The following is a 25,372-nucleotide window of genomic DNA, read 5'->3' on the forward strand; positions in this document are numbered from 1 at the left end:
GGACACCCGCATTCGGTGAAATGCTTCACCCACGCGGGTCAGCCTTTTGATTGAGCGGTAGGCTGAAGACGATCTAGAACGTGATCTCGGCGTCCAGCTGCGAGAGCGGGCGAACGCCCGCCAGCAGCGCCCTCGCCTCGGCCTCGTCGTTTTTCATCTGCGCCCCCAGCGCGTCGAGACCATCGAATTTGAGCTCGGGGCGCAGGAAGCCGAAGAACGACACCTCGCAGGTCTCTCCGTAGAGATCGCCGGAAAAATCGAAGACGTATGTTTCGAGCAGCGGCGCGCCATTGTCATCAACGGTCGGACGCCGACCGAAGCTGGCGACGCCGTCATGAAGCGTGCCGTCGGCGCGACGGAAACGGACGGCATAGATCCCTTCCTTCAAGGCCGCTTCCGGCGAAAGCCGCATATTGGCGGTCGGGAAACCGAGGGTGCGACCAAGCTGCTGGCCGCCGATCACCTCGGTCTCGACGGTGAAACGGTAGCCGAGCAGTCCGGCGGCCTCCTCCACCTTGCCTTCGGCAAGCAGTTCCCGGATGCGGCTCGACGAAACCACCTCGGCGCCTTCATCGCGGAAGGCGTCGACCAGCGTCACGCCGAAGCCGTGCCGCTCTCCGGCCGCCATCAGAAAAGCCGGGCCGCCCTGGCGGTCCTTACCGAAATGAAAGTCGAAACCGGTGACGGCGTGGCGGATGCCAAGGTTCTTCTCCAGCACGTCGGTCACGAAAGCCTCGGGCGAAAGGGAGGCAAAATCGCGGGTGAACGGCTGCTCGACCAAAGCGGCAAAGCCAAGTCCGGCGAGCAGCCGCGCCTTCATCGGCGGCGGCGTCAGCACGAAGAGCGGCACTTGTGGCCGGAAAACCTTGCGCGGATGCGGCTCGAAGGTGAGCACCAGGGCGGGCACGCCATTGCGGCGGGCCTCAGCCAGCGCGCGCTCCAGGACGGATTGGTGGCCGCGATGGACACCGTCGAAATTGCCGATCGCCACAACGCCGCCGCGCAGATGGGCGGGCAGCGGCGCGACCGCCGAAAGACGTTCGAAGGCTTGCGTCATGTCGAAGCGCCCGTCATGGCCAGACCACCAACCTATTGCAGACGTGGAATGACGGCGACCGGCCGGTAGCCGTGCTTTTCAAGGAAGCCCGCCAGCCTTTCCGGATCGGGCCGCAGCGGATCGCCATAGTCGCGAGCGTGGATGCCGCCCGAGACGTAGAGCACATCGAAACCGTTGTCGGCCGCGCCCTTGACATCGGTCATCATGCCGTCGCCGATGGCGAGAACCTCGCTGCGCTCGACGGCGCGGCCGAGAAGGCCGGCGACCTCCTTCATGGCGACATCGTAGATCGGCGCGAAGGGCTTGCCGGCAATCAACGTGCGGCCGCCCAGTTGGGCGTAATCGCGCGCGAGCGCGCCGGCGCACCAGATGGTGCGCTCGCCGCGCTCCACCAGGATATCCGGATTGGCGCAAATGAACGGCAGATTGCGCGCACGCAGCCGCTGCAGCAGCTCGGCATAGTCGGCGGGTTTCTCGACCTCGTCGTCATAGAGGCCCGTGCAGACGATGCCGGAGGCCTCGAACTCCTCGACGAGATCGACGTCGAGCCCGTCATAGAGGGTGAAATCGCGCTCGGGACCGATGTGAAAGATCTTCCTGGGTCCCTCTGCGATCAGGTCGCGGGTCACATCGCCGGAGGTGACGACCCGGTCGCAGGCATCGGCGGGAACCCCGATGACCTTCATCTGGGCGACGACGTCGGCGCTGCGACGCGGCGAATTGGTGATCAGCACGACAGGCACCTTGGCCACGCGCGCCCTGGCAAGCGCGGCGGCTGCGGCCGGAAAATGCCATTCACCATTGTGAACGACGCCCCACACGTCGCACAGGATGGCAGCGTAGCGCCCCGCCAGATCGTCGAGCGAAGCGATGATGTCGGGCGAATCCGCCATGCCGTGTCCTTGGTTTTGATCCTGGCAAGGCCGCTGCGGCCCCTTCGGTTCAGGGGTCGCCACGGCAGGTCCCGCATAACCGAAGCGCTTCATCCTGTCACGAGCTTTCCCCGCCGCTACCATCGCGGTCCATCCCGCAAGCCCGCAAAGCACAAGGTTAACGCGCCGTCAAAAAGGCAGTGCGTGGTTGATTGTTTCGCGCAAGCTGAAATTTAACGATTTATGACCATGGTAGCAGACCGTATACGACCAACGTCGTAGCTCAATATGGATCCTTGGCGGGGGTAAGCACAATGATCCGCGATTTTTTTCGCGATAAGCGTGGCAATTACGCCTTGATGACGGCCATCACGATGATCCCGCTGATGGGCGGCATCGCATTGGCGGTCGACTATACCGAATTGGTGCGGGAGCGGCAGGAGACGCTGAACGCGCTGGACGCGGCCGGCATCGCGACGGCACAACAGATCGTCGCCGGCGCCAGCGACACCGACGCCAAGGCCTACGCCAAAACTTTCTTCGAGGCCAATCTCAGGCACGTCCTTCCGGCGAATACGACGCTGACGGTAACGCTGCCCAACAACAATGCCGGCGGCGGCACGCTGGTGCTCGAAGCCGCCCTGAAATACAAGCCCTATTTCCTGCCGGCCGCGGTCGCGCTGCTTGGCGGAACGGCCGGCCAAACGAACCTCGCCTTCTCGGCAAGATCCGAGATCCGGCTCAAGAACACGCTGGAAGTAGCGTTGGTGCTCGACAATTCCGGATCGATGAGCCTGAACGGTTCAGGTACCGGCCAACAGCGAATCGAACTCCTCAAGACCGCCGCTACCGAATTGGTGACCACGCTGGCCGGACAGGCCGATTTAATGCGGCAGGTCAGCAAGCCCGTGCAGTTCTCGCTGGTCCCGTTTTCTGCCTCGGTCAATGTCGGCCCGTCCAACAAGGACAAGAGTTGGATGGACCAGGATGGCATTTCGCCCATCCATCATGAGGATTTCGATTGGTCACAGATGTACAAGAACGCGTCCGGCTATGATCCGAACAAGTACATCGAGAAAGTCGGCGATATCTATTACAAGCGCGGCAGCGGCTGGGGCGCAAGCCAAAATGCGAAGGCAACGCGCTTCAGTCTTTATGGCGATGTCATGGCCACTACTCGAACCTGCTCCAAAAAGAACAGCAACGGTTCATGCCAGACATACACTTACACGWCGGCTCCCTATGAGGCTTGGCGAGGCTGCGTAGAGGCCCGGCCCTACCCTTACAATGTTGACGACACAACTCCGGCCCCAGGCACTCCCGCGACGCTGTTCGTCCCCATGTTCGCCCCCGACGAAGCAGGTAATCTGTGGACTGACAGCACGCGCACCAGCACGAATTCGTGGGGCTACAGCAACAACTGGTGGATAGATTCGAGCGACGGTCTAACAGTGACCAAGCGCCAAGCGGATATGCGGAAATATTTTCTAACCAAACCGTACAACGCTTCGACCGTGTCGGCAGACGATGGCCCCAACGCCGGTTGCACGACAAGCCCGATCACACCGTTGCAGGATGTAACGACGACTATCGGCAAGCAGACAATCCTCAATGCCATAAATGCGATGACGCCTACGGGCAACACCAACGTGCCAGAGGGACTCGCATGGGGCTGGAGGACTCTTTCCAGCAATGAGCCTTTCACCGAGGGCCGAGATAATAACGAAAGAGGCAACGACAAGGTTGTCATCGTGCTCACGGATGGCGCCAACACCTATAGTTCAGTCAACGATGGCAGCTACGCCAAGAACAGATCAACCTATGCCGCTTATGGATATACAGGGCTGGCATATCCCGGTTCGGGCTCGGTGACCCGCCTGTTCATGAACACCAGCTCAGYCGTCGGCAAAAGCACCTATACGGACRCCAACTATACCGCCGCTCTCGACGAGCAGATGCAAACGCTATGCGCCAACGCCAAGGCTAATAACATCATCGTCATGACTGTTTCCCTTGATCTCAGCAATCAAAAAACTGCCGAGAAGAAGGCAATCTCGGCGCTTACGGCCTGCGCGTCGGATTCGCGTTTCCGCAAGGATCCGACCGACCCGACCAAGCCAGCGAAGCTGTTCTGGAATTCGACCGGCGCAACGCTGTCGGACGACTTCAAGGCGATCGGCAACGAATTGTCGAACCTTCGCATCGTCAGCTGATCTGCTCGGACAAATGATCGACGACGCCCGCTCGCAAGGCGGGCGTTTTTCGTCGCGCGGCATGGCCGCGGTCAGTTGGCTTGGTTAGCGCTTGGTGAAGCCTCCGTTAAGCAATCGAGCGGTTTGCCAAACCGGTCCTTCAGCGTTTTGTGGAAGTGTGGCCTGGCGAAAATCCGTCGGCGGGGGGCCGCTTCAAGTACAATGCGCAAATTCTGGCATCAATTCTGCCGTGACCGCCGCGGCAACTATGCGCTCATGACGGCAATCGCCATGGTGCCGCTGATGGGGGCGGTGGCGATAGCTGTCGATTTCAGCGAGCTCAATCGCCAGAAGCAGATGGTGCTGAACGCGCTCGACGCCGCCAATTTTGCCGCCGCGCGRCGGCTTGCCGAAGGCGCCACCGACGACCAGATCAGAGCCTACGCGGTCGACTTCTTCAACGCCAACCTCAACAACATCGACCCCGCCGACATCTCGCTCAACATCACGCTGCCGACCAACCAGGCCGGCGGCGGCCTGCTCACCATGAGCGCGACGCTGAACTACCATCCTTACTTCTATCCATCCTCCTCGCTGCTCGTCGGCGCGTCGACGGTCGACGCGAACAAGCCGATCACTCTCGCCATGGACTCCCAGGTGCGGCTGAAGAACACGCTGGAAGTGGCGATGGTGCTCGACAATTCGGGCTCCATGACAACGCCCGGCACAGGCACGGGACAGAAGCGCATCGACTTGCTCAAGCAGGCCGCCAAGCAGCTCGTCGACACGCTGGCGCAGCAGGCGGCGCAGATCAAGYAGATCGACAAGCCGGTCCAGTTCAGCCTCGTGCCGTTCGCGGCCTCGGTCAATGTGGGGCCGAAAAACGACAATGCCTCCTGGATGGACACCTACGGGCTGTCGCCGGTCGCCAATGAGAATTTCGACTGGTCGACGCTGAATGCGCCGGACAAATACGCCCAGAAGACCAACGGCATCTGGTATAAAAAGGGTACCGGCTGGGRCACGGAAGAGGGTCAGATATTGACTCGCTTCGAACTCTATCGGGACATGAAGGTCGTCACCAGCCACGAACGTATCGCCGGCAGCAAGCGCGTCGTCTGCGACGAATATCGCGACAACCACACCTGCAAGCGCAGCCACGACGAATACGACTATATCGACACTTACGGACCGTTCGCCAGCTGGCAAGGCTGCGTCGAGGTCCGGCCTTATCCCTATAATGTCGACGACACGCCGGCCTCCGGCGGCCCCAACAACACCGGCATTGGCGTCGGAAACCCCGCGACGATGTTCGTGCCGATGTTCGCCCCGGACGAACCCGGCAACCACTGGTACGTGACCCAAGACCCCGATGAGCCGAGGCCGGTGACCTATGGCGCGGCCAACAGCTGGTGGAACGACGATCCCTCGAGCACCACCGGCAAGACCAGGCAGTCGAACATGGCCAAGTATTTCATGCCCCGRCCAATCGATGCGCCGGTGCTGTCGAAAGGCGCCGGCCCGAACTATAGCTGCACCACCACGCCGATCACGCCGCTCACCGACGTCACAACCACGGACGGGCTGGCGGCCATCAAGGCGGCGGTCGATCTGATGCAGCCCAACGGCAACACCAACGTGCCCGAAGGCATGGCCTGGGGCTGGCGCACCGTCTCCAGCGCGCCCCCCTTCACCGAGGGGCGGCCGGAAACCGAGCGCGGCAACGACAAGGTTGTCATCGTGCTCACCGACGGCGAGAACACCTATTCGACGGTCAATCCCGACCCGGCCGGCAACAAGTCGACCTATGCCGCCTATGGCTATACCGGCGTCGGCTATAACGGCACTTCGGTCACCCGCCTGTTCGGCGGCACGTCGAGCGCCATCGGCCAGTTCAACTATTCGTCGAGCAACTACACCGCGGCGATGAACGAGCAGATGGCGAAATTATGCGACAATGCCAAGGCGGCCAAGATCATGGTCATGACGGTCGCTCTCGACATGTCATCGACCGATACCAGCGACCAGAAGGCGATGGCCGCGCTGAAGGCATGCTCTTCCGATTCCCGCTTCCGCAAGGATCCGACCAACCCCAGCAAGCCGGCCAAGCTGTTCTGGAACGCCACCGGCGCGACGCTCTCCGACAATTTCAAGGAGATTGCCAACGAGCTGTCGAACCTGCGGGTGGTGGGTTAAGCACGCCGGCGTGGAAATTGCTGATCTCCCCCGCAAGGGGCGAGATTGGCCGCTTCGCCGATTTCGCCAATCATCACCGCTGGCGCAAAAGCTGCCGCAGTCAAGGTCTTGCGGCCGGTGGACGGCCGTGATGAGTCCTTGGCCGAATGGAGCCCCAATGCCCGACGCTGCCAACCACCTCACCTTCGCGCTGATCTGCCTCGGCATGGTGCTGACACCGGGCCCGAACATGATCTACCTGATCTCGCGCTCACTGTCGCAAGGGCCGAAAGCCGGGCTGATCTCTCTCGGCGGCGTGGCGCTGGGCTTCCTGTTCTACGTGGTGTCGGCAGCCTTCGGCATCACCGCGCTCATCTTCGCCGTGCCTTACGCCTATGACGCGCTTCGCTTCGCCRGTGCGCTCTATCTGCTGTGGCTCGCCTGGCAGGCGCTACGGCCCGGTGGGCGCTCTCCGTTCCAGGTGCGCGAGTTGCCCAGGGACCGGCCGCGCAAGCTTTTCGTCATGGGGCTGATGACCAACCTGCTCAATCCGAAGGTGGCCGTGCTCTATCTTTCGCTGCTGCCCCAATTCATCAATCCGGCCAAGGGCCATGTTCTATCGCAGCTTCTGGTGCTCGGCGTGACGCAGATTTCGATCAGCCTCACCGTCAACGCCATCATCGCGGTGACCGCCGGCTCGATCGCGACTTTCCTTGCCGGACGACCGTTCTGGCTGGTCGTCCAGCGCTGGATGATGGGCACGGTGCTGACGGCGCTGGCGCTGAAGATGGCGACCGAGGCGCAAAGATAGCCGTCCCTCCGGACCAGCCGTCCTACATCGGCCGGCGCACCGGCCGGATCTGTTCCGGCTCGACCACCTTGCGATAGAGATGCCAGGTCGCGTGGCCGAGGATCGGCATGACGACGGCAAGGCCGGCAAACAGCGGGATCGAGCCGACCACCAGCAATACGGCGACGGTCAGGCCCCAAAGCGCCATCGTCAGCGGGTTTGCCATCACCGCGCGGGCCGAGGTTTCGATCGCCGAAACGGCGCCGACGTCGCGGTCGAGCAGCAGCGGGAAGGCAACGACGGTGGTGGCCAAAACGACGACGGCGAAAACGAAGCCGACGGCGTTGCCGACCAGGATCAGCGTCCAGCCCTTGCCGGTCGTCAACACGTCGCGCACAAAAGCGCCGACCGAAGCGGGCGGCTCGGCGCCGAACAGGCTGGTGTAGAGCGACTGCGCGGTGAACAGCCACAAAAGGAACAGCGCGAAGAGCAGGATGCCGATGACCGCGATCGACGGCAGCGCCGGCGAATGGCGGACATCGAGCGCATGCCGCCAGTGGCTGTTCATGCCCAGCTCGCGCCGGCGGCTGATCTCATAAAGGCCGATGGCCGCGAACGGGCCGATGAGCGCGAAACCCGACATCAGCGGATAGACGAGCTGAATGGCGTTCGAGCCCGAGCTCCATTGCGTCAGGATCAGGCCGACGATCGGATAGACCAGGCACAGGAACACGTAATGCGAGGGCTTGGCCCAGAAATCCTCGGCGCCGAGCTTCAGCGCGTCCCAAAGATCCGAGGTGGAGATGCGGCGCACCGTAGGCTGCACATGCATCCCATACGCATCCGCCATGACATGAAAACCAGCCATAACCGTCCTCCGTTTGTCAGTGCATGTGCGCGAAAACCAGGAGGTTCTCGCCACGCAATCATGCGCCAGATCAACGCGGGTCGGTCACCGCTTGCGGTGGCCGCCCCTGGCTGCCACTTCAAGAACGACCGCATCATAGCCGATCTTCCGGGAAAAGTCGCCGCTTCACGCGATTTTCATCCCTTGCCTTTCATCTCCTGCCCGGCAAAAGCCACGATCGGCGGTATCAGAGAGCCGGATGAGCATCTCGATCAYCGCCCTCCCCGACCTCAACCGCCGCATGCTGCTCAAGGCAGCCGGCCTGGTGGCGCTTGCCGGCATCGCGGCCTGCAGCACAGTCACGGTGCCGACCGGCGAAGGCGCCGGCGCCTCTTCGTCCGCCACGGCGACACTGGCCAGTATTCGCAGCTCCGCCGGACTGCCGGCGCTGACCCMMGACACGCAGCTCGAACAGGCGGYGCTGCAGCAGGCCGGCTACATGGCCTCGCGCGAACGCATGAGCCACACCACAGGCTGGGGCAAGGATTTCGCCTCGCGCATGAAGGACAACGGCGTGCGGGGCGCCGCGGCCGAAAACATCGCCGAGGGCCGCTTCGACCTTGAGAAGCTATTCGACATCTGGATGCATTCGGACGGCCATCGCCGCAACATGCTCGATCCGGACTTCAGCCGCTTCGGACTGGCCTATGTGCGTGACGGCCGCGATCCTGCCTTGCGCTACTGGGCGCTGGTGCTCGGCCGATAGGCCGTCGGCCCGGCCCTATCTCGTCGTCGCCTTGAACTTGCCCATCAGGTATGGCCCGGAGCGCACCGRCTCGTATTTCGGCACCTCGCCCTTGGTTAGGCATGCGTCCAGAACCGTGATCTCGGCATCCCAGTTCGGCTGGTGGAAGAAGGCCATCGACTGCCGGCGATCCTTGCCGCCCTGCTCAGCCGGCGGGTTGACGACGCGATGCACGGTGGACACCCAACGGTCGTTGGTCCAGCGCGCCATCAGGTCGCCGATGTTGATGACGAAGGCGCCGGGAATCGGCGGCACCTCGGCCCATTCGCCGTCCGGCGTGACGATCTGAAGTCCGCGTGAACCCGCCTGCGGCAGCAGGATGGTGAGGCTGCCATAATCGGTATGGGCGCCGGCGCGGATCTGGCCGGGCTTCGGCGCGACATGCTGCTCTGGATAGTTCAACGCCCTCAGCGCGCTGATCGGCGTATCGAGGAAAGCGTCGAAATAGGTTTCCGGCAGGCCAAGCGCGGTGGCGAAGACCCGCATGATGCGCAGCGCCAGGTCCTCGAGAGCCGCGTAATACGCTTTCCAGGCTTCGACGAAGCCCACGGGCTCGGCCGGCCAGATCGTCTCGGCATAGCAGAAGGCCAGCGCCTCCGGGTCCTTCATGCCCGGCGGCACGCGGAGGGGCCCGCCGTTGAAGCTCTCCTTCAAATCCGGCGGCGTGTCGACATTGCGGGATTTTGCCAGCGCCTCGAGCTCGGGGCCGAGATATCCGTAGGGATAACCCTTGTAGGGCGCCTTCGAGCGCTGCTTTTCCTCGGGTGGCAGGTCGAAGAAAGCCTTCGCCTTCGACCAGGCGGCGTCGATCACTGCCTGCGGAACGCCGTGGTTCTTGATCGCCAGGAAACCGGTGCCGCGACAGATCTGGTCGACCTCGCGGCCGAGCGCCTTCTTCTGCGCGGCGCTCGCAGTCTCGAATTGTCCAAGATCGAATACGGGAAATGTCTGCATCGCATTCATCCGACCACTCAACGCTGGAACGATGCAGCTTGTCCCGGCTGTGATCTAGGACCAACCGGCGCGGCGGTCCTAGTCCATGTGCGCCGCGGGCGCCCCGCCCGCCGGCGCCGCTTTCGGCTTGCGCAGCAGGATGACGAACGGGATCGCGACCAGCGTCATCACCATCAGGAGCTTGAAATCGTTGATGTAGGAGATCATCATCGCCTGGGCGTTGACGGCCAAGTCGACCTGCGAAAGCGCCGCGGGATCGCCGGCGGCGGCTGCCGGCGACGCGGCCCACAGGTTCGGGTTGTACGGGTTGATGAAGGTCGAAAGCTCGGTGTGGTTGATCTGCGTGTTGCGCACCATCAGCGCCGCGACCACCGACACGCCGATCGAGGAGCCCAGATTGCGCACCAGGCTGAACAGCGAGGTGGCATCGGTGCGGTAGCGCGCGTCGAGCGTGGCGAAGGCGACCGCCGACAGCGGCACGAACACCATGCCCATGCCGAGACCCTGGATGACACCCGAGGTGATGATCAGCCAGTTGTCCATCTGCGGCGTGAAGCTCGCCATGGTGTAGAGCGACTGCGCGGTGAGCAGGAAGCCGATTGCGACGAGGATCCTTGCGTCGATCCTGTRCATGATGCGGCCCACGACCAGCATGGAAATCATCGTGCCGATGCCGCGCGGCCCCAGCACGACGCCGATCGTCACGGTCGGATAGCCGAAGATGTTGGCTAGCATCGGCGGCAACAGCGACATCGAGGCCAGGATCAGCACGCCCATGACGAAGATGAAGCCCAGCCCGGTCACGAAATTGCGATCGAGGAAGATCTTTGGATCGATGAACGGATGCTCCGATGTCACGGTGTGGATGATGAACACCCAGAAGCCGGTGAGCGACAGAGCGAGTTCGATCCAGATCTCGGCCGAGTTGAACCAGTCGACCTCGCCGCCGCGGTCGAGCAGAAGCTGCAACGCGCCGACGCCGAGCGAGAGCATGGCGAAGCCGAAGAAGTCGAAGCCCCGCACGCGCTTGGCGATGACGGGGAGATAGGCGGCCATGCCGAGGAAAGCGAGGATGCCGACGGGCAGGTTGATGAAGAACACCCAGCGCCAGTTGAAGTTCTCCGTCAGCCAGCCGCCAAGCGTCGGCCCCAGGATCGGCCCGAGCATGATGCCGGCGCCCCAGATCGCCATCGCCTGGCCATGGCGCTCCTTCGGGTTGATGTCGAGCAGAAAGGTCTGCGACAGCGGCACGATGGCGGCGCCGAACACGCCCTGCAGCAGACGGAACAGCACCATCGTCTCGAGGCTCCAGGCGAGGCCGCAAAGCATGGAGAAGATGGTGAATCCGACGACAGATGCGAGGAACAGTTCCTTGCGGCCGAGCCGGTCGGCGAGCCAGCCGGTGACCGGCGTCATGATCGCCGCGGCCACGATATAGGAGGTCAGCACCCAGTTGATGTTGTCGGGCGACGCGCCGAGATCGCCGGTCATGGTCGGCAGCGCGACATTGGCGATCGTGGTGTCGAGCGCCTGCATGATCGTCGCCAGCATCAGCGCGACTGTGATCAGTCCGCGATGCGGCACTTCCTTGAAGGCTTCGGGCTTGCTCATGACGCTGAACTTCCAGCAGGTAACAAAAACGTGTAAACTGGGCTTCCGGGCGGCAAAGCCTTCCGTTGAGAGACCCTCATCGCGGTGGGACGCGACTATCGATGTGGGGGTTACATCGACCGAAAGTCTCTGTTGGAGCGGATGCCTGCCGCCCGGAAACCTGAGGACCGACGGGTCCGTGTCGAAGGTTTCGGTTTTGATCGCGCCGCCAAGCGGCTGATCTTAAACGCTTGTCCTTCCCACTCCTCCCATCAGACCAATCCCCTGCTCCGCCCCCGAATTCGCGGGGGGCGTATTGTTACTGCGCGTGCTCCCCTGCCGTGGCGTGGCCGAAGATCGACGGCAGGCCGCGCGCCACGCCGGTGTCGACGGTGACGGTCGCGCTCATGCCGGTGCGCAGCGCCATCTTGGCATCGGGATCGGTCAACTCCAGGCGCACGGGAATGCGCTGCGTGACCTTGACCCAGTTGCCGGTGGCGTTTTGYGCAGGCAGCAGCGAGAACTCCGCGCCGGTGCYGGCGCCGATCGCCTTGACGGTCGCCTCGAAGGTGCGACCCGGATAAGTGTCGACGACGATCTCGGCCTTCTGGCCCGGCTTCATGTTGGTGAGCTGGGTCTCCTTGAAATTGGCGTCGATCCAGGTATCGCCGGTCTCGACCAGCGCGAAGAGCGGCGTGCCGACCGAAACATACTGGCCGACCTTGAAGGAGGCGGCCTGGTAGATGATGCCGTCCGCCGGCGCCTTGACCGTGGTCTGCGCCAGGTCGTAGGCGGCCTTGTCGCGCGCGGCGAGCGCCRCCATCACGGTCGGATGCTGGTCGGTCGCGATGTCCGGATTGCCGCCGAGCGCGGCCTTGGCGCTGACGATGCCCTGCTCCGCGACGGCCAGCTGCTGCTTGGCCTTGTCGAGGTCGTTGCGGGCCTGGTCGAGCGAGGACTTGGCATTGATGCCCTTCTGCGCGAGATCGGCGGCACGGTTATATTGCGACTGCGCATAGTCGACCTCGCTCGAGGCGGACTTCTCCTGCGCCATCGCCTGGCTGTAGGCGGCGCGCAGTTGCTCGACGTTGAGGCGCGCGGCGGCGACCGCCGCATCGGCCTGGGCGAGCGCGATCCTGTAAGGCTCGGGGTCGATGACAAAGAGAAGGTCGCCCTGCTTGACCAGCTGGTTGTCGGCGATGCCGACCTRGACGATACGGCCCGCCGTGTCGGAGGCGACCGAAATCCTGGCCTGCTGCAGGTTGGCGTTCTCGGTTTCCTGATAACGGCCGCCCGTCACCCAGACATACGCGCCGCCGGCAAGCAGCGCCAGCGGCAGGGCGACCATCAACAGGAAGCGGCCAAGGCGGCGCTTCTTCTTGGGCGCGACCGGGGCCGGTTGGGGCTCAGGCGGCGTCGTAACCGGAGCGGCCGCCGGCTGCGCCGGGGCTTCCGCGACCGGCTGCGCCGAAGCGAACTTGGTGACGTTGTCGTCCTCTATCTTGGCTGCCGCGTTCATGCTGCCTGCCCTTCTGTATTCTTGATCTTTTCCAGGGACGACGTCTCGCCGTCCGTCAGATTCTGCACGATGGTGTCGAGCACCCGGATCAGGACGCGGCGTTCCTCCGCCGACACGCCGGTCAAGGATTCTTCATAGACCTCGCCGGCCAGGCTCTTTACGTCGGCATAGGCCGCGTTTGCCTTCTCGGTCGGGAAGATCATGCGCACGCGCCGGTCGGTCGCGTCCTGGCGGCGTTCGATCCAGCCGCCCTCCTCCATGCGGTCGACCAGGCGGGAGACGCTGATCGGCTCGATTTCGAGGAGCTCGGCAAGCCGCGCCTGCGCGACGCCCGCCTCCTTGGCGACGCGGACGAGCAGGCGCCATTGCGCCGAGGAAAGACCCAACCCGCTGGCGCGCGCCTCGAAACGCTTGCGCATCAGGCGCTGCACGTCGTGGATCAGAAACCCCAATCTGTCGATACCATCAGAAACCATGAGCGATACATATAATAAGCGTGCTTACTATTCAAGAGGATGCTTTGTTCCAGAAGCCGGCAAAGCGACATGGCAGACATGCAACGCCCGGAAAGGTTAGCGATCGATGAAATACGGGGTCGATGCCGGGCAGGCTGCACCAAAGGCGCGGGATATCACGGCCGGCGGCGCATCAGCATGGTGACGACGAAGAAGGCGCCAAGCGAGCTCGTGATGATTCCGATCGGCAGTTCCTGCGGCGGCAAAAGCGTACGGGCAAGCAGATCGCTGGCCAAGAGCAAGATCGCGCCGAAGAGCGCGCAGGTCGCTATCAGCGGCCGGTGCAGCGGACCGGCCAGCGGCCGGCCGAGATGCGGGATCATCAGGCCGACGAAGCCGATGACACCGGCCACGGCAACGAGAATGGCGGTCGCCAGGGCGGCGACGAGGAATGTCGTGCGGCGCATCCTCGCCACCGGAACGCCGAGGCTCTCGGCGGCGCTTTCGCCGGCGAGGAAGGCATCGAAACGGCGGTGGTTCCGCAGGCCGTAGGCGAGGATGATGCCGGCACCAAGCGCCGCGAGGCCGATATTGTCCCAGCGGGCAAGTCCGAGCCCACCCATGGTCCAGAACAACACCGAGTGYGCGGCGCGCTGGTCGCCGGCGAAGACGAGATAGTTGGTCAGAGCGGTGAACAGGAAGGAGACGGCGAGGCCGGCAAGGATTAGTCGCTCCGGTCCCTGCCCCTTCACTCGCGACACCAAGAGAAGCACGATCGCCGCCGCCAGCACGCCACCGGTGAAGGCGGCGAGCGGGAGTGTCCAGATGCCGAATGTGTCGCCGAATACGGTAATAACGGAGACTGCACCGGCGGCCGCGCCCGAGGAGAGGCCGAACAGGAACGGGTCGGCGAGGTCGTTGCGGGTGACCGTCTGCAGCAGCGCGCCGACGACGCCGAGGCCGGCGCCGACGGCGATCGCCAAGAGCGCGCGTGGYAGCCTCAGGTCGACGACGATGCCGCCGACCGGGCCGGACGGGCTCTGGCTGTCGAGCCCCGCCGCATGCGCCAGCGCGCCGACGACCTCGCGCAAGGGGATCAGCGTCGAGCCATAGGCGATCGAAAGCAGCGCGAGCGCGACCAGCAGGATCGCGCCCAGCGCCATCGCCAGGACGAATGGCTTGCGCCGCGGTCTCAAAACGCTTCCGGATGCATGGCCCTGGCGATCTTGCCGATCGCCTCGATATTGGCGGGCCCCGGCGTCAGCTCGGCGTAGCGGAGCGCCACGAAGCGCTCGTTCCTGACCGCGTCGGTCTCCTTCATTGCCGGATGCGCTTTGAGGAAATCGAGCAGTTTCCTGTAGCCGCCGCCATCCTGGTAATCGAGCAGGATGAGGAACTGCGGATTGCGCGAGGCGACCGTCTCCCAGTCGGTGTTGCCCCAGCTCGTCGCCATGTCTGCCATGATGTTCTCACCGCCCGCGGCAGCGATCATGGCGTCGGGAATGGCGAATTTGCCGGCGGTGAAGGGCTTGTCCTCGCCGGAATCGTAGAGGAAGACGCGCGTGCCCTTGGCGTTGCCCACTTTCGCGGTGATGCCGGCGAGCTCGGCCTTCCAGCCGTGGACCAGCTTTTCGGCCTCCGCCTCCTTGCCGAAGATCTTGCCGAGCTTCTCGACGTCGCCATAGAGCAGGTCCATCGAGGCGGCGGGACGGTTCTTGTCGAGATGGACACAGCTCTCGGTCAGCACCAGCGTCTTGATGCCGTGCGGAGCGAGCGTGTCGGGCGTCACCTCGCCGCCCGGCTTCATGCCGTAATACCAGCCGGCGAAGAAGAAATCGGGCTGCACGGCGACGAGGTTCTCGAGCGTCGGATATTTCGGCGCCAGCTCGGGGATGGCGCCCTGCTCGGCCTTGAACTCGGGCCCGACCTTGTACCAGCCGGTGATGCCGGTGAGCCCGACGATGGACGGCTGCAGCTTAAGCGCGAAAGCCATCTCAGCCATGTTGAGATCCTGGATGACGGCGCGCTTCGGCGGCGCGTCGAAGGTAAGCGGCTTGCCGCAACTGTCGACGGTGACCGGGAAGGCGAAGGCGGCCGAGGCGACAAGCGAGAAGGCAAACGACAAAGCGAGGCGTTTCACGGGGCATGCTCCTTGTTTGTGTTGGGCAGGTTCAGGATGGCGAGGAAGCGCGCGTGGGCAGCTCGAAGACGGTGAGCTCGCGGTCCTCGGTCGGGTGCCGCAGGCGCAGCACATCGATGCCGAACACCTCGCGGATGAGCGGCTGCGCCAGCGCGTCGCGTGGCGGCGCCAGCGCGCGCAGCCGGGCGTTGCTCATCACTGCGACGCTCGTGGCGAAGGGCGCTACGAGGGCCAGATCGTGCAGCACGGCGACCACGGTCATGTTGAATGCGGCGACCAGCTCGAGCAGCTCGCCGCGGGCGCGCGGATCCAGGTGGTTGGTCGGTTCGTCGAGAAACAGGATTTTCGGCTCCTGGGCGATGGCGCGGGCGAGTTGTGCGCGCTGGCGTTCGCCACCGGAGAGCGAACCGATGCTGCGCGCGAGTAACGGCAATAGCCCGGTCCGGCGCAGCGCTTCGACGACGATGTCGCGATCGTTGTGCCGGCGCCTCAGGCCGGCATGCGGGACGCGGCCGAGCTCGACATAGTCGATCAGCGCCAGCCGTGGATCCGGCTGGTCCGTCTGGCCGACGACGGCAATGCTCAGCGCCCGCTCGGCCGCGGTGATCCTGTCCAGCCGGCGTCCGGCAAGGCGAACCTCGCCGGCGCTCGGCCGGAGCGCGCCGCATAGCATGCGCAGCAGCGTCGTCTTGCCGGCGCCGTTGGGGCCGATGATCGCGAGCCGCTCACCCGCCGCCAGCGACAGGCCGACATCCTCGACCAGCGTCCGGCCGTTTGCCATGGCACGAAGAGCGCGGGCTTCAAGCAGGGGCGCGCTCACCGGACCTGCTCCCTGCCCCCGGCCGGGATGCGCGCCAGTATCTTGCCGGCGAGCCTTGCCGGGCGCTGGTCGGAACTGCACCAGCCATCGGCCAACGAGGCATAGAGTCTGGCAAACTSGACTAGCGCGCCGGCATCGGTGCCGCTGTCGATCGAGCCGAAGAGATAGCTGGYCTTGCCTTGCGCGTTGAAGGCGACGGTCAGTGGTCGCGAACAGCCGGCCATGCAGTCGACGGTCTCGACAGCAAAAGACGACGCCAAAGTCCCGGCAAGCCTGGAGCGCAGTTCGGCGCACAGATCCTCGCCGGACCTCAGCCTGGTCACGGTGTCGCGGCATAGCGAACAGACGATGATACGATGGTATGCGGTGTCCAGCATTTCCGTCACTTCCCAAAATGGCGACGGAAGGATGCCGGACGAGTCGRCCGAAAGGCCGGTGCCCGCGTCTCCTCCCGGCACACCCCGTCCGGTCAACTCGTGTCGATGGCAGGTCTCCTGGCTCGCGGGTCGTTGCGCCATCCGCCTTCCCAGCCTTGCCGGCCAGTGGCGTTTCGGATGGAGCTCGCCGCTCACAGTTGCGGGGGCAGCCACGGCCTCGACCCGGATAGGCCTCACCGTGTTCCCTTTTCACCCCTCGCCTTGCGGTTCGGGGACCATGACGTAACGATCGTAGGTAGTCCGGCCGCGAGTCGCAACGGGCTTCCGCGCAACCTTGTCACCGTTCGAAGCGACCTGCCTGAAAAGATGCATTTCCGATTGATATGTAATAACGTTACATACAGCTGGCGGAGGCGCTTTTGTCAACCCCCTTCTCCAGCCGTCGCGACCAACATCGGAGAATTTTCAGAAACCGTTCGGGTTTCGAACATGGGCACAGCGTCGAGACGGCTGAAGAGCTCCAGCGGGGTGGAACGTCAGGATTTCCTGGTACACCTCTTATCCGTCTCGGCGCTGCGCGCCGATCAGCCTTCTCCCCCGTGAGCCCGCAAGGGGAGACGGGAAAGAGAGCTAAAGCTCCAAATTCCAGGTCTGGCCGACCAAGTCCTTGCCGAAGGAATGATGGCGTTCCTCGTCGACCAGCTTGAAGCCCGCGGCCTGGTAAATGCGGCGGGCCGAGCCAAGAATGTCGTTGGTCCACAGCGTCAGCGTCTTGTAGCCCTTGGCTCGAGCAAAGGTGATGCATTCGTCGACGAGCCGCCGGCCAATACCAAGGCCGCGCGCCGACGGTTCGACATAGAGCAGCCTGAGCTTCGCCACCTTGGGCGATTTGYGCATGACGAAGACCGAGCCCACCACCTCGCCTTCGCGCTCGGCGATCCAGCTGCGCTCCCATTGCGGGACGAAATTCTTGACGAACTCGCCGAGGATCTCGGCGACCAGCGCCTCGAAGGTTTCGTCCCAGCCATATTCCTGCGCGTAGAGCATGCCCTGGCGACGCGTGACCCAGCCGATGTCGCCGACCTGCAGCGGCCGCWGGATATAGGGCACCTTCGGCTCGGGCCTGTCGCCGAGCAGGTCCTGCACCGTGCGCATGGCCTTGACCAGCCTCTCCTGGTCGACGGGCGCCAGGCGGTCGAGCAGCGCGCGCACCTGGTCGTGCGAATCCCGGTTGAGCGGCGCGAAGGCCTCCCTGCCGGCCGGCGTCAGCGCGATCAAGGCCCGGCGCGCGTCCGCCTCGCTTGCCTCGCGCTCGACCAGGCCACGCTCCTCGAATTTCTTCAGGAGCCGGCTGACATAGCCGGGGTCGAGGCCAAGGTCGCGCACCAGGTCGCTGGCGACCAGCCCGTCGCGATTGGCAAGCTCATAAAGCACCCGCGCCTCGGTCAGCGAGAAAGCGCTCTTCAGCAGGCCCTCATCGAGCAGGCCGATCTGGCGGGTGTAGAAGCGATTGAAGGCGCGCACCGTATCGACGCGTTTCTTGCCGGGGTGATCGTGGATGGTCATGGGAGTCCTCCTGTCGTGGACAGGATCAATCATTTAGTTGACTGAGTCAATAAAATGATCATCACGGCTTCGTGCGTCCCTCACCCCATCGGCAGCACCGGCCAGAACTCCACGATCCGCCCGCCGGCGAACACCRCAATCGCGCCGAAATGCTGCAGCACCGCCTCGCTCTGCGTCGGCCGCAGGAAGGCGTAGTCGCCGGGCTTCACATCGGCGCCCGCCGRCAGGCCCATGAATTGCTGGTTGGACGACAGCCCGATCAAGCCGTTCGGCTTCATGCCTTCGGGAAACGCCGGCTCGGCCATCCACTTGCCGCCATAGAGATAGCAGCCCTTGCGCGGAAAGAGGCCGAGCGCCTGCAATGCCCTGGAAACCGCCGGCGGACCGGGCAGCATCGGATCGAGCGCCTTGAGGATCGGCGTTGCGATGAAGGCCGCCGGCTGGAAGCCGCCGAGGCCGGGCGTGTCGAAATCCCCCGGAAGCACGAAGGCCGAGCCGATCGACACTTCGTTGACGACGCCGCCGCCATGCAGCAGCGCGGTCTTGGAGCCGCCGATGTTGAGGATACGGCGCTGGTCCGGATCGAGGGCGGCGATGAATTCGGCGGCCTTGGCGGAGGCCCGCTTCAGCGCCTTGGCYGCGCCGCCGAACAAACCGGGAATCTCCGGCGCATGCGCCTCGTAGGCCATGATGCCTTCGCAGCGCAGCCGCYCCGGTATCGTCAGCGCCTTGATCTCGGCGGGGCTGAAAAAACCGCCGCGATGCAGGCCGACATCGACCTCGAAGGCGAAGCGCAGTTCGGTGTCGAGCGAGGCGGCCAAGGCGCCATAGTCGGCCAGCCGCGCCGGCGTGTCGATCAGCCAGCAGACACGCGACCACCAGCCGGCGCCGCCTCTGGTCAGCGCGACCCTGGCGGCACCGACCGGCATAGGCTTGCCATAGAGCAGGTCGCCCTCGGGAAAGGCGTCGAGCACCGCCTGCGTCACGGGCGGATGGAAGGTCATGAAGCGGTTGGTTTCGAGTGCTCGCGCGATGTGCGAGAGCAGCGGCAAGCAGGGCAGCGACTTGTCGACCAGCCGCACGGCAAGGCCCGGCGCCAGCCTCTCCTTCACCAGCGCGATGTTGCCGTCCAGCCGGTCGCGGTCAAGGACAAGGCAGGGCCGGAAAATATCGGCGGCTTTCAGCGCCTCGGACAGAGCGGCGAAATAGTCTCTCATCGCTCAATACCGAACAGGCCGGCCATATAGGGCGACACGAAACGGTTGTCCGGGTCGATGTCGCGCCGCACGGCAAGCGCGTCGTCCCAGCGCGGATAAAGCTTCTTGAAGTCCGCCGCCTTCAGGCTGTGCATCTTTCCCCAATGCGGCCTGCCGCCATACTTCAAGAAGATCGGCTCGGCGGCGCGCATGAAGGGCAATGGGTCGTTCGCCGCGTCGTGGTGGATGGCGATCGAGCAGGTCAGCCTCTTGTAGAAGGGCGAAAGCCAGAATTCGTCGGGTGCCACCGAACGCACCTCCATCGGGAAATAGACTTCCGGGAAGTGCTTCTCCGTCAGCGTGATGATCTCGGCCAATGCCTTTGGACCTTCCTCGTAAGGCAGGTGGTACTCCATCTCGTTGAATTTGGTGCGACGGTCGCTGACATAGACATTGAGCCAGTCCTGCACATAATCCTCTGCCGGCACTTTCCTGACCGCGCCCATTATCAGGGCGCGGCGCAGCCATGGCAGCCAGCGCAGCACCGTCCGCAGCTTGCGCAGCGTCGCCAGACCCGCCTCGTCGTCCTCGGTCGGCCGCGGCGTCGGCGCGGCGTCGCTCAGGTCGCTGGCGATGAACTGCGCGTAGCCGGAAAACGGAATGTAGTAGAATTCGGCCGAACGGTGCGCGGCCATCATCGCCTCGAAATCGCGCAGCATATCTGCGATCGGCAGCACCCATTTGCGGCGGCGCAGCCGATAGGTCGCAATGTTGTTCATCGTCACTTCGGTCAGCACGCCGAAAGCGCCCAGCGCGACGCCGGTGGCGTGGATCATGTCCTGACCATTCGCCCGGCCATAATCGCGCAGCTTGCCTCGCCCATCCACCAGCTGCAGCGCCTCGAGCTGCGTGTGATAGGCGCCGAGCGTCGGACCCGAGCCATGCGTTGCCGTGCCGAGCGCGCCGCCGATCGCCTGCTTGTCGATGTCGCCCATATTGGGCAGGCCCTGGCCGATGTCCTGCAGGATATGCATCAGGGCGCCCAGCCTTGTCCCCGCCCTCACCCGCGCCCGGTTGTTCGCGGTATCGTGCGAGATCAGCCCTTCGATCTTCTCCAGCGAGACGATAGTGCCGTCCGATTGCACCAGCGGCGTGAAGGAATGGCCGGCGCCGGCGACGCGCAGCGGTGCGGGCGCCTTGCGCACCAGCTCGGCCAGTTCGCCGGCGTCGGCGGGCGTCGCGATCGATTGCGGGGAGGCTGTGACGAAGCCGGACCAGTTGCTCCAGGCTTTTGCCATCATGATCCTCCTCTCAGGGCTGGCCGCGGCGGYGCGCGACCAGCACGAAGACGCCGAGCAAAAGCACGCTCGCCAAAGCGGTGGCGGCGGCAAATTCCGGCACCGGCCGGAAATTGTCGCCTTCGATCAGAAGCGAGGCGGCGATCGGGCCGATGGCGAGGCCGAAGAGCTGGGCAGCCGGCACCAGGAGGGCGGCGGTGCGCGTCTCGTCGGCTGTGATGGCGAGGCGGATCTGGTACGGCACGATGAAGAGCAGGATGAAGCCCATCACCAGAGCCACTGCCCAGAACACCGAAAGACCCGGGCCGGACGCGAGCAGCACCGAGCTGATCGCCGCGACGATGCCGATGATCGTGATGGCGAAGCGATAGTCGATGCGCGCCTCGAAGATTGTCGCGGTCATGGCGCCGATCACCTGCGCGGCAAGGCTTGCCGAAACCATCAGGCCGACGGTGCGGCCGTCGATGCCGAACTGCGCGCCGATCGGCTCGAGAAAAGCCCAGACGGCCCCGAAGAACATGAAATAGCAGAAGATCGACAAAAGCGCGGTGATCGCCGGCACGGTCGCGACATTGGCGAACTGCTCTTCCTTGGGAAGGTCGGCATAGTCGTCGGGCACGGTCCAGGCGACGGCGAGCGAAAGCAGACAGACGATGCCGAGCGCGATGAAGCCGCCGGCCGAGCCTGCTCGCGGCACGGCATAGAGCGCGAGGATCAGCGCCAGCGCGCATTGCGCCAAGGTCTGCAGCGTGACGAAATAGCCGCCAATGCGCTCGGCCCGGCGCGAGCGGGCGATCAGCTCCGTCGCCACGGCGACCAGCCCGCCCTCCGCGAGGCCAGCCAGCGTGCGTGCGCCGATCAGCGCATTGGGGCTGCCGGCGTAAGCGGTCCAGACATTGGCGAACGCCAAAAGCACGAGCAGCACCGCGCTCTTCCAGCGCATGTTCCTGGCGGGAAGCAGCATCGCCACGATCGCCGAGCCGATGGCGATCGCGATCATCTCGGCGGTGGCCATCAGCGCGAGCTCGTCGCCAGTGACGTGGCCTTCGGTGTAGAGCGCGCCGAGCAGCACCGGCTGCAAGCCGAGGATCAGCAGGCCGACCGAGYCGATCCACAGCGCCGAGGCCAGTTGCAGCCCGGTCGGATTGCCRACAAGCCAATCGCCATTTTCCGCCTGCGCGGCTTGCGATGCGGTCACGAGGCGCTCTCCCTTGCAGCTCGGTCGGAAAGCTGACAAGTTGTCAGCATTTGGCGAAACTGATACTTGATCATGTTTCTTGTCAACCGCGAATTCGCGTGAGTGATTTGGCGCATGACGCAGATGAGGCGAAAAGCGACGGAACCGCGGCGCAAGCCCAAACAGGAGCGCAGCCGCGAGCGCATCGACGCGATCCTCGCCACGACCATGCGGCTGATCGGCGAAAAAGGCATCGACGCGGTGACGATGAAGGAGGTGGGCGCGCTGGCCGGAGGGCCGATCGCCACCGTCTATCATTATTTTCCGTCGAAGTCGGCGATCCTGGCGATGCTCTACGAGCGCTTTTCCGAGGAAAGCCGGGCRCGGCTCCGCGAGATCGTCGCGAATGTGCGGGAACGCAAGGACGTGATGCCGGCAGCTGACCGACTGCTCGATGATTATCGCGGCCGCGTGGCCGGCGATCCGGCAATCCAGGATTTGCAGAACGCGATCCAGGCCGACAAGGCGCTCAAGAATCTCGATATCGCCGAGACCAAGCGGCAAGCGGAGATGTTCTGCGAAACGGTCGTCCCGTTGATCGAGCCTGAGCAACGCGAGGCTTTCGCCCGGATCGTGTTCCTGATCTTCCAGCTCGCCGGCGGCGTCGTGCGGCTGGCGCTGACGCAAGACGAAGCGGAAGGACGGATGACGATCGAGGATTATCGCTCGAYCATCCATGCGCAGTTGCGGTTGTTTCTCTGAGCGCGATCAGGGATCCAGCTTCGGCCCCAGAATCTCCACCAGCCAATCCACGAACACCCTCACCCGCGGCGATAATTGCCGGCTCGGCGGATAGAGCACCGAGATCGGCGTCGGCGTCGGCGGATTGTCCGGCAGCACCTCGATCAGCCGGCCCGCTTCGATGTCGGCGGCGAAGCGGCGGCGCGGCGCCTGGTAGAGGCCGAAACCCTGGCGCACCAGCGTGGCGGCGGTGTCGGAATTGGAAACCGTGACGCGCGACGGCAGCACGATCTCGCGGGTCTTGCCGTCGACGGTGAATTCCAGCGGCATCACCTGGCCGGTGCGGGACGAGACGAAGCCGATCATCATGTGCCCGGCAAGCTCCTCCAGGGTGCGCGGCAGTCCGTGGCGCTCGACATAGGCGGCGCTGGCAACCGTCGCCTCGCGCGCCATGCCGATGCGGCGCGCGATCATATCGCTGTCGGGCAGCGTGCCGGCGCGGACCACGCAATCGACACCCTCGCGCACCAGGTCGACGAAGCGGTCACCCTCGCCGATATGCACGCTGAGCCCTGGATAGCGGGCAAGCAGGGCCGGCAGTTCCGGAATGACGAAGGTGCGGGCCATGTTGCCGTTGATGTCGACGCTGAGCCGGCCGCGCACTTCGCGCGCGCCGAAGGCGCCCTCGGCGTCCTCGATGTCGGCGAGGATGCCGATGCAGCGCTGGTAGTAGGCTTCGCCGTCAAGCGTCGTGGTGACATGGCGTGTGGTGCGGCGGAGCAATTGCACGCCGAGCCGCTCTTCGAGCTGCTTGATCGCGGCGGTGGCGCTGGAGCGCGGCAGGCCAAGATCGGCCGCGGCGGCGGTGAAGCTGCGCCGCTCCACGACCCGGGTGAATAACCGCATGCTGTCGAACCGGTCCATGACCGATTGTTCGCACAGACTGAATAGTGTTGGCAACGCAGAGCCGATTATATCAACCACTCAGGCGAGTATATGCGTCTCCATTCACACAGAAGGAGATTTCGCCATGACCACTCGCCCCATCGCCCTCATCACCGGCGGCAGCCGCGGCCTCGGCCGCAACACGGCGCTCAACCTCGCCCGCAAGGGCGTCGACGTCATCATCACCTATCGCTCGCGCGCCGACGAGGCCAAGATGACGATTGCCGRGATCGAGGTCGCCGGCGGCCGCGCCGCCGCGCTTGAACTCGACGCGGGCGCCGTCGCCAGCTTCCCGGCATTCGTTGAAGCGTTGAAGAAGACGCTTCACCAGACCTGGCAGCGCGACCGCTTCGACTATCTCGTCAACAATGCCGGCACCGGCCTGCGCAAGATGATCGCCGAGACGACCGAAGCGGAATTCGACACGCTGATGAACACCCATCTCAAAGGCGTGTTCTTCCTCACCCAGGCGCTGCTGCCGCTGATCAACGATGGCGGCCGCATCATCAACATATCGAGCGGACTGGCGCGCTTCGCCGCTCCCGGTTCGTCGGCCTATGCGATGATGAAGGGCGGCATCGAGGTGTTCACGCGCTACCTCGCCAAGGAACTCGGGCAGCGCGGCATCACCGCCAACACCGTGGCGCCCGGCGCGATCGCCACCGACTTCAACGGCGGCCATGTGCGCGACAATGCCGAGATCAACCGCATGGTGGCCGGCGTCACCGCGCTCGGCCGCGCCGGCGTCGCCGACGATATCGGGCCGATGATCGCCTCGCTGCTCTCCGACGACAATCGCTGGGTCAACGCCCAGCGGATCGAAGTGTCGGGCGGCATGAACATCTAGAGCAATTCCAGGAAAAGTGTGAGCGGTTTTCCGTCCGGAATTGCGTAAAAACAAACGGATAGGGCGCTTCACCGTTTCCGCGAAACGGTGAAGCGCCCTAGGCGATCGGTTATGAAACCTGTCGGATCAGTCCTTCGAAGCCGTCGGCAAGGTTGGCATTGCCGGCGGCGATGAAGCTCGACAGATTGCGGGCGCGACCGGGCGTCTTGTTGGCATCGAGCAGCACCGCCTTGCCCTCATGCATGACGAAATCGAATTTTCCGTAATCGAAGCCGAGCTTGCGTCTTAGCGCGCGAAGCTCGTCCGGTACCGGAACCGGCTCGCGGCGGATGGTGTCGTCGCCCTTGACGAGGCTCTGCGGCGAGACATGGCGGGTGCAGCGCTCGCGCTCGCCGCAGAAGGTCCAAAAGCGGGCGCCGAAGCCGTCGCGCTCCGGCTCGGGAATGAACTTTTCAACAACCAGGTCGCGGCGCGCGAAGACTTCGGCCGGAACGTCGGCGAGCGAAGCATGGACCTCGTACCGGTCGAACGGCTCGACCCCCGCAAACGGCTCCGGCTTGCCGGCACGCCGCGCGCGCTGGTTCAGCTGCTGCTCCGGCGTTCCCCGATGGTTGAGGCTGCTCTTGACGATGACCTTTCCCGCCCAGCGATCGTCCCTGCCAATTGCTGCACCGCTGACGCGGCGTTTCGAAATGTCGGTGGCGCCGAGGTTGAGGCAGAAGGGAAAACGGCGGGCATATTCGGCATAATCCGGCGGTGTCACCGTCACATCGAGATGCAGCACCGCGATGTCGGCGGCCGGCTTGGYCGAAATGCCCTTCAGTATCTGCACCGAATGGCCGCGGCGCTTCAGTTCTTCCAGCACGTCGAAGAGCATGTAGGGGCTGTCACGGCGCATCAGCAGCCCGCGCCGGCCCTGGAACCGGTCCAACTCATGCGTGATCACCGCGATGCGCGCCATGCTTGCCCCCACTTGGCTTGTTCAGCATCCTCTATTATTCGATCGAAT

The 25,372-nt window shown here is 64.4% G+C and carries 23 protein-coding genes and 1 riboswitch; of the genes, 6 read left to right on the forward strand and 17 right to left on the reverse strand.

Annotation, left to right across the window (positions count from 1 at the left end; all coding sequences use genetic code 11):
* Positions 1 to 73: 73 nt before the first annotated feature.
* Together LCM4576_RS23920 and LCM4576_RS23925 are read right to left on the reverse strand one after the other, a co-directional pair.
* A complete protein-coding gene (locus tag LCM4576_RS23920) occupies positions 74 to 1,057 on the reverse strand; it encodes a bifunctional riboflavin kinase/FAD synthetase (RefSeq protein WP_071034950.1) in 984 nt (327 codons plus the stop codon).
* A gap of 32 nt (positions 1,058 to 1,089) precedes the next feature.
* The gene (locus LCM4576_RS23925) at positions 1,090 to 1,950 is read right to left on the reverse strand and encodes a TIGR01459 family HAD-type hydrolase (RefSeq protein ID WP_071034951.1); all 861 of its coding nucleotides are present in this window, start codon (positions 1,948 to 1,950) and stop codon (positions 1,090 to 1,092) included.
* A 293-nt stretch (positions 1,951 to 2,243) separates the two neighbouring features.
* Here LCM4576_RS23925 and LCM4576_RS23930 point away from each other — a divergent pair, with 293 nt between their 5' ends.
* From LCM4576_RS23930 to LCM4576_RS23940, 3 genes are all read left to right on the forward strand, one after another.
* Positions 2,244 to 4,142 carry a pilus assembly protein gene (locus LCM4576_RS23930; RefSeq protein ID WP_071034952.1) on the forward strand — a complete coding sequence of 633 codons (1,899 nt, stop codon included), beginning with the start codon at positions 2,244 to 2,246 and terminating at the stop codon, positions 4,140 to 4,142.
* Positions 4,143 to 4,343: 201 nt separating this feature from the next.
* Entirely contained in the window at positions 4,344 to 6,317 is a 1,974-nt protein-coding gene (locus LCM4576_RS23935; RefSeq protein WP_071034953.1) for a pilus assembly protein, read from the forward strand.
* 157 nt (positions 6,318 to 6,474) lie between these two features.
* Positions 6,475 to 7,107 (forward strand): LysE family translocator, encoded by a 633-nt coding sequence (locus LCM4576_RS23940; RefSeq protein ID WP_071034954.1) that lies wholly within the window; start codon positions 6,475 to 6,477, stop codon positions 7,105 to 7,107.
* Positions 7,108 to 7,129: 22 nt separating this feature from the next.
* Here LCM4576_RS23940 and LCM4576_RS23945 read toward each other — a convergent pair whose 3' ends face one another.
* The gene (locus LCM4576_RS23945) at positions 7,130 to 7,954 is read right to left on the reverse strand and encodes a DUF2189 domain-containing protein (protein WP_040980935.1); all 825 of its coding nucleotides are present in this window, start codon (positions 7,952 to 7,954) and stop codon (positions 7,130 to 7,132) included.
* A gap of 238 nt (positions 7,955 to 8,192) precedes the next feature.
* Between LCM4576_RS23945 and LCM4576_RS23950 the strand changes: the two genes are divergently transcribed.
* Entirely contained in the window at positions 8,193 to 8,699 is a 507-nt protein-coding gene (locus tag LCM4576_RS23950) for a CAP domain-containing protein (RefSeq protein ID WP_071034955.1), read from the forward strand.
* A 15-nt stretch (positions 8,700 to 8,714) separates the two neighbouring features.
* Here the strand turns inward: LCM4576_RS23950 and LCM4576_RS23955 are convergent, their stop codons facing one another.
* The 12 genes from LCM4576_RS23955 to LCM4576_RS24010 form a co-directional block, all read right to left on the reverse strand.
* Positions 8,715 to 9,692, reverse strand: coding sequence for an isopenicillin N synthase family oxygenase (locus tag LCM4576_RS23955; protein WP_198540308.1), 978 nt, complete (start codon positions 9,690 to 9,692; stop codon positions 8,715 to 8,717).
* A 78-nt stretch (positions 9,693 to 9,770) separates the two neighbouring features.
* Positions 9,771 to 11,303 carry a DHA2 family efflux MFS transporter permease subunit gene (locus tag LCM4576_RS23960; RefSeq protein ID WP_071034957.1) on the reverse strand — a complete coding sequence of 511 codons (1,533 nt, stop codon included), beginning with the start codon at positions 11,301 to 11,303 and terminating at the stop codon, positions 9,771 to 9,773.
* Positions 11,304 to 11,601: 298 nt separating this feature from the next.
* Positions 11,602 to 12,801 (reverse strand): HlyD family secretion protein, encoded by a 1,200-nt coding sequence (locus LCM4576_RS23965; protein WP_071034958.1) that lies wholly within the window; start codon positions 12,799 to 12,801, stop codon positions 11,602 to 11,604.
* Entirely contained in the window at positions 12,798 to 13,277 is a 480-nt protein-coding gene (locus LCM4576_RS23970) for a MarR family winged helix-turn-helix transcriptional regulator (RefSeq protein WP_071034959.1), read from the reverse strand. The genes LCM4576_RS23965 and LCM4576_RS23970 overlap by 4 nt, the downstream gene beginning before the upstream one ends.
* A gap of 155 nt (positions 13,278 to 13,432) precedes the next feature.
* Positions 13,433 to 14,419 (reverse strand): iron ABC transporter permease, encoded by a 987-nt coding sequence (locus LCM4576_RS23975; protein WP_083361502.1) that lies wholly within the window; start codon positions 14,417 to 14,419, stop codon positions 13,433 to 13,435.
* A gap of 29 nt (positions 14,420 to 14,448) precedes the next feature.
* On the reverse strand, positions 14,449 to 15,396 hold the full coding sequence (locus tag LCM4576_RS23980) for an ABC transporter substrate-binding protein (RefSeq protein WP_071034961.1): 948 nt from the start codon (positions 15,394 to 15,396) through the stop codon (positions 14,449 to 14,451).
* Between the two features lie 31 nt (positions 15,397 to 15,427).
* On the reverse strand, positions 15,428 to 16,216 hold the full coding sequence (locus LCM4576_RS23985) for an ABC transporter ATP-binding protein (RefSeq protein WP_071034962.1): 789 nt from the start codon (positions 16,214 to 16,216) through the stop codon (positions 15,428 to 15,430).
* Positions 16,213 to 16,593: a DUF1636 family protein gene (locus tag LCM4576_RS23990; protein ID WP_071034963.1), complete on the reverse strand. Its 381-nt coding sequence runs from the start codon at positions 16,591 to 16,593 to the stop codon at positions 16,213 to 16,215. Before LCM4576_RS23990 ends, LCM4576_RS23985 begins: the two co-directional genes overlap by 4 nt.
* Positions 16,594 to 16,682: 89 nt before the next feature.
* Positions 16,683 to 16,888, reverse strand: a riboswitch (cobalamin riboswitch).
* Between the two features lie 335 nt (positions 16,889 to 17,223).
* The gene (locus tag LCM4576_RS23995) at positions 17,224 to 18,159 is read right to left on the reverse strand and encodes a helix-turn-helix domain-containing GNAT family N-acetyltransferase (protein ID WP_071034964.1); all 936 of its coding nucleotides are present in this window, start codon (positions 18,157 to 18,159) and stop codon (positions 17,224 to 17,226) included.
* A gap of 80 nt (positions 18,160 to 18,239) precedes the next feature.
* Entirely contained in the window at positions 18,240 to 19,376 is a 1,137-nt protein-coding gene (locus tag LCM4576_RS24000; RefSeq protein ID WP_071034965.1) for an alanine racemase, read from the reverse strand.
* Positions 19,373 to 20,653, reverse strand: a complete 1,281-nt coding sequence (locus LCM4576_RS24005) for a D-arabinono-1,4-lactone oxidase (protein ID WP_071035014.1) — start codon at positions 20,651 to 20,653, stop codon at positions 19,373 to 19,375. Before LCM4576_RS24005 ends, LCM4576_RS24000 begins: the two co-directional genes overlap by 4 nt.
* A 13-nt stretch (positions 20,654 to 20,666) precedes the next feature.
* Positions 20,667 to 21,851: an MFS transporter gene (locus LCM4576_RS24010; RefSeq protein WP_071034966.1), complete on the reverse strand. Its 1,185-nt coding sequence runs from the start codon at positions 21,849 to 21,851 to the stop codon at positions 20,667 to 20,669.
* A 114-nt stretch (positions 21,852 to 21,965) separates the two neighbouring features.
* Here LCM4576_RS24010 and LCM4576_RS24015 point away from each other — a divergent pair, with 114 nt between their 5' ends.
* Entirely contained in the window at positions 21,966 to 22,592 is a 627-nt protein-coding gene (locus LCM4576_RS24015; protein WP_071034967.1) for a TetR/AcrR family transcriptional regulator, read from the forward strand.
* Positions 22,593 to 22,598: 6 nt separating this feature from the next.
* Here the strand turns inward: LCM4576_RS24015 and LCM4576_RS24020 are convergent, their stop codons facing one another.
* Complete coding sequence (locus tag LCM4576_RS24020; protein WP_071034968.1) at positions 22,599 to 23,495, reverse strand: LysR family transcriptional regulator; 897 nt, start codon at positions 23,493 to 23,495, stop codon at positions 22,599 to 22,601.
* 106 nt (positions 23,496 to 23,601) lie between these two features.
* On the opposite strand from LCM4576_RS24020, the gene LCM4576_RS24025 reads away from it, so the two are divergent.
* Positions 23,602 to 24,363 (forward strand): SDR family NAD(P)-dependent oxidoreductase, encoded by a 762-nt coding sequence (locus LCM4576_RS24025; protein ID WP_071034969.1) that lies wholly within the window; start codon positions 23,602 to 23,604, stop codon positions 24,361 to 24,363.
* A 109-nt stretch (positions 24,364 to 24,472) separates the two neighbouring features.
* Here LCM4576_RS24025 and LCM4576_RS24030 read toward each other — a convergent pair whose 3' ends face one another.
* Positions 24,473 to 25,324, reverse strand: a complete 852-nt coding sequence (locus tag LCM4576_RS24030) for a hypothetical protein (protein WP_071034970.1) — start codon at positions 25,322 to 25,324, stop codon at positions 24,473 to 24,475.
* Positions 25,325 to 25,372 lie beyond the last annotated feature (48 nt).

This window comes from Mesorhizobium sp. LCM 4576 (assembly GCF_001854815.1).
GTDB classification, from domain to species: Bacteria; Pseudomonadota; Alphaproteobacteria; order Rhizobiales; family Rhizobiaceae; genus Mesorhizobium; species Mesorhizobium plurifarium.

Excerpts from the sequence above, each read along its gene's own strand:
- LCM4576_RS23920 (WP_071034950.1), bottom strand. The coding sequence starts at position 1,057 with ATGACGCAAGCCTTCGAACGTCTTTCGGCGGTCGCGCCGCTGCCCGCC.
- LCM4576_RS23925 (WP_071034951.1), bottom strand. The coding sequence starts at position 1,950 with ATGGCGGATTCGCCCGACATCATCGCTTCGCTCGACGATCTGGCGGGG.
- LCM4576_RS23945 (WP_040980935.1), bottom strand. The coding sequence starts at position 7,954 with ATGGCTGGTTTTCATGTCATGGCGGATGCGTATGGGATGCATGTGCAG.
- LCM4576_RS23970 (WP_071034959.1), bottom strand. The coding sequence starts at position 13,277 with ATGGTTTCTGATGGTATCGACAGATTGGGGTTTCTGATCCACGACGTG.
- LCM4576_RS24005 (WP_071035014.1), bottom strand. The coding sequence starts at position 20,653 with ATGGCAAAAGCCTGGAGCAACTGGTCCGGCTTCGTCACAGCCTCCCCG.
- LCM4576_RS24020 (WP_071034968.1), bottom strand. The coding sequence starts at position 23,495 with ATGGACCGGTTCGACAGCATGCGGTTATTCACCCGGGTCGTGGAGCGG.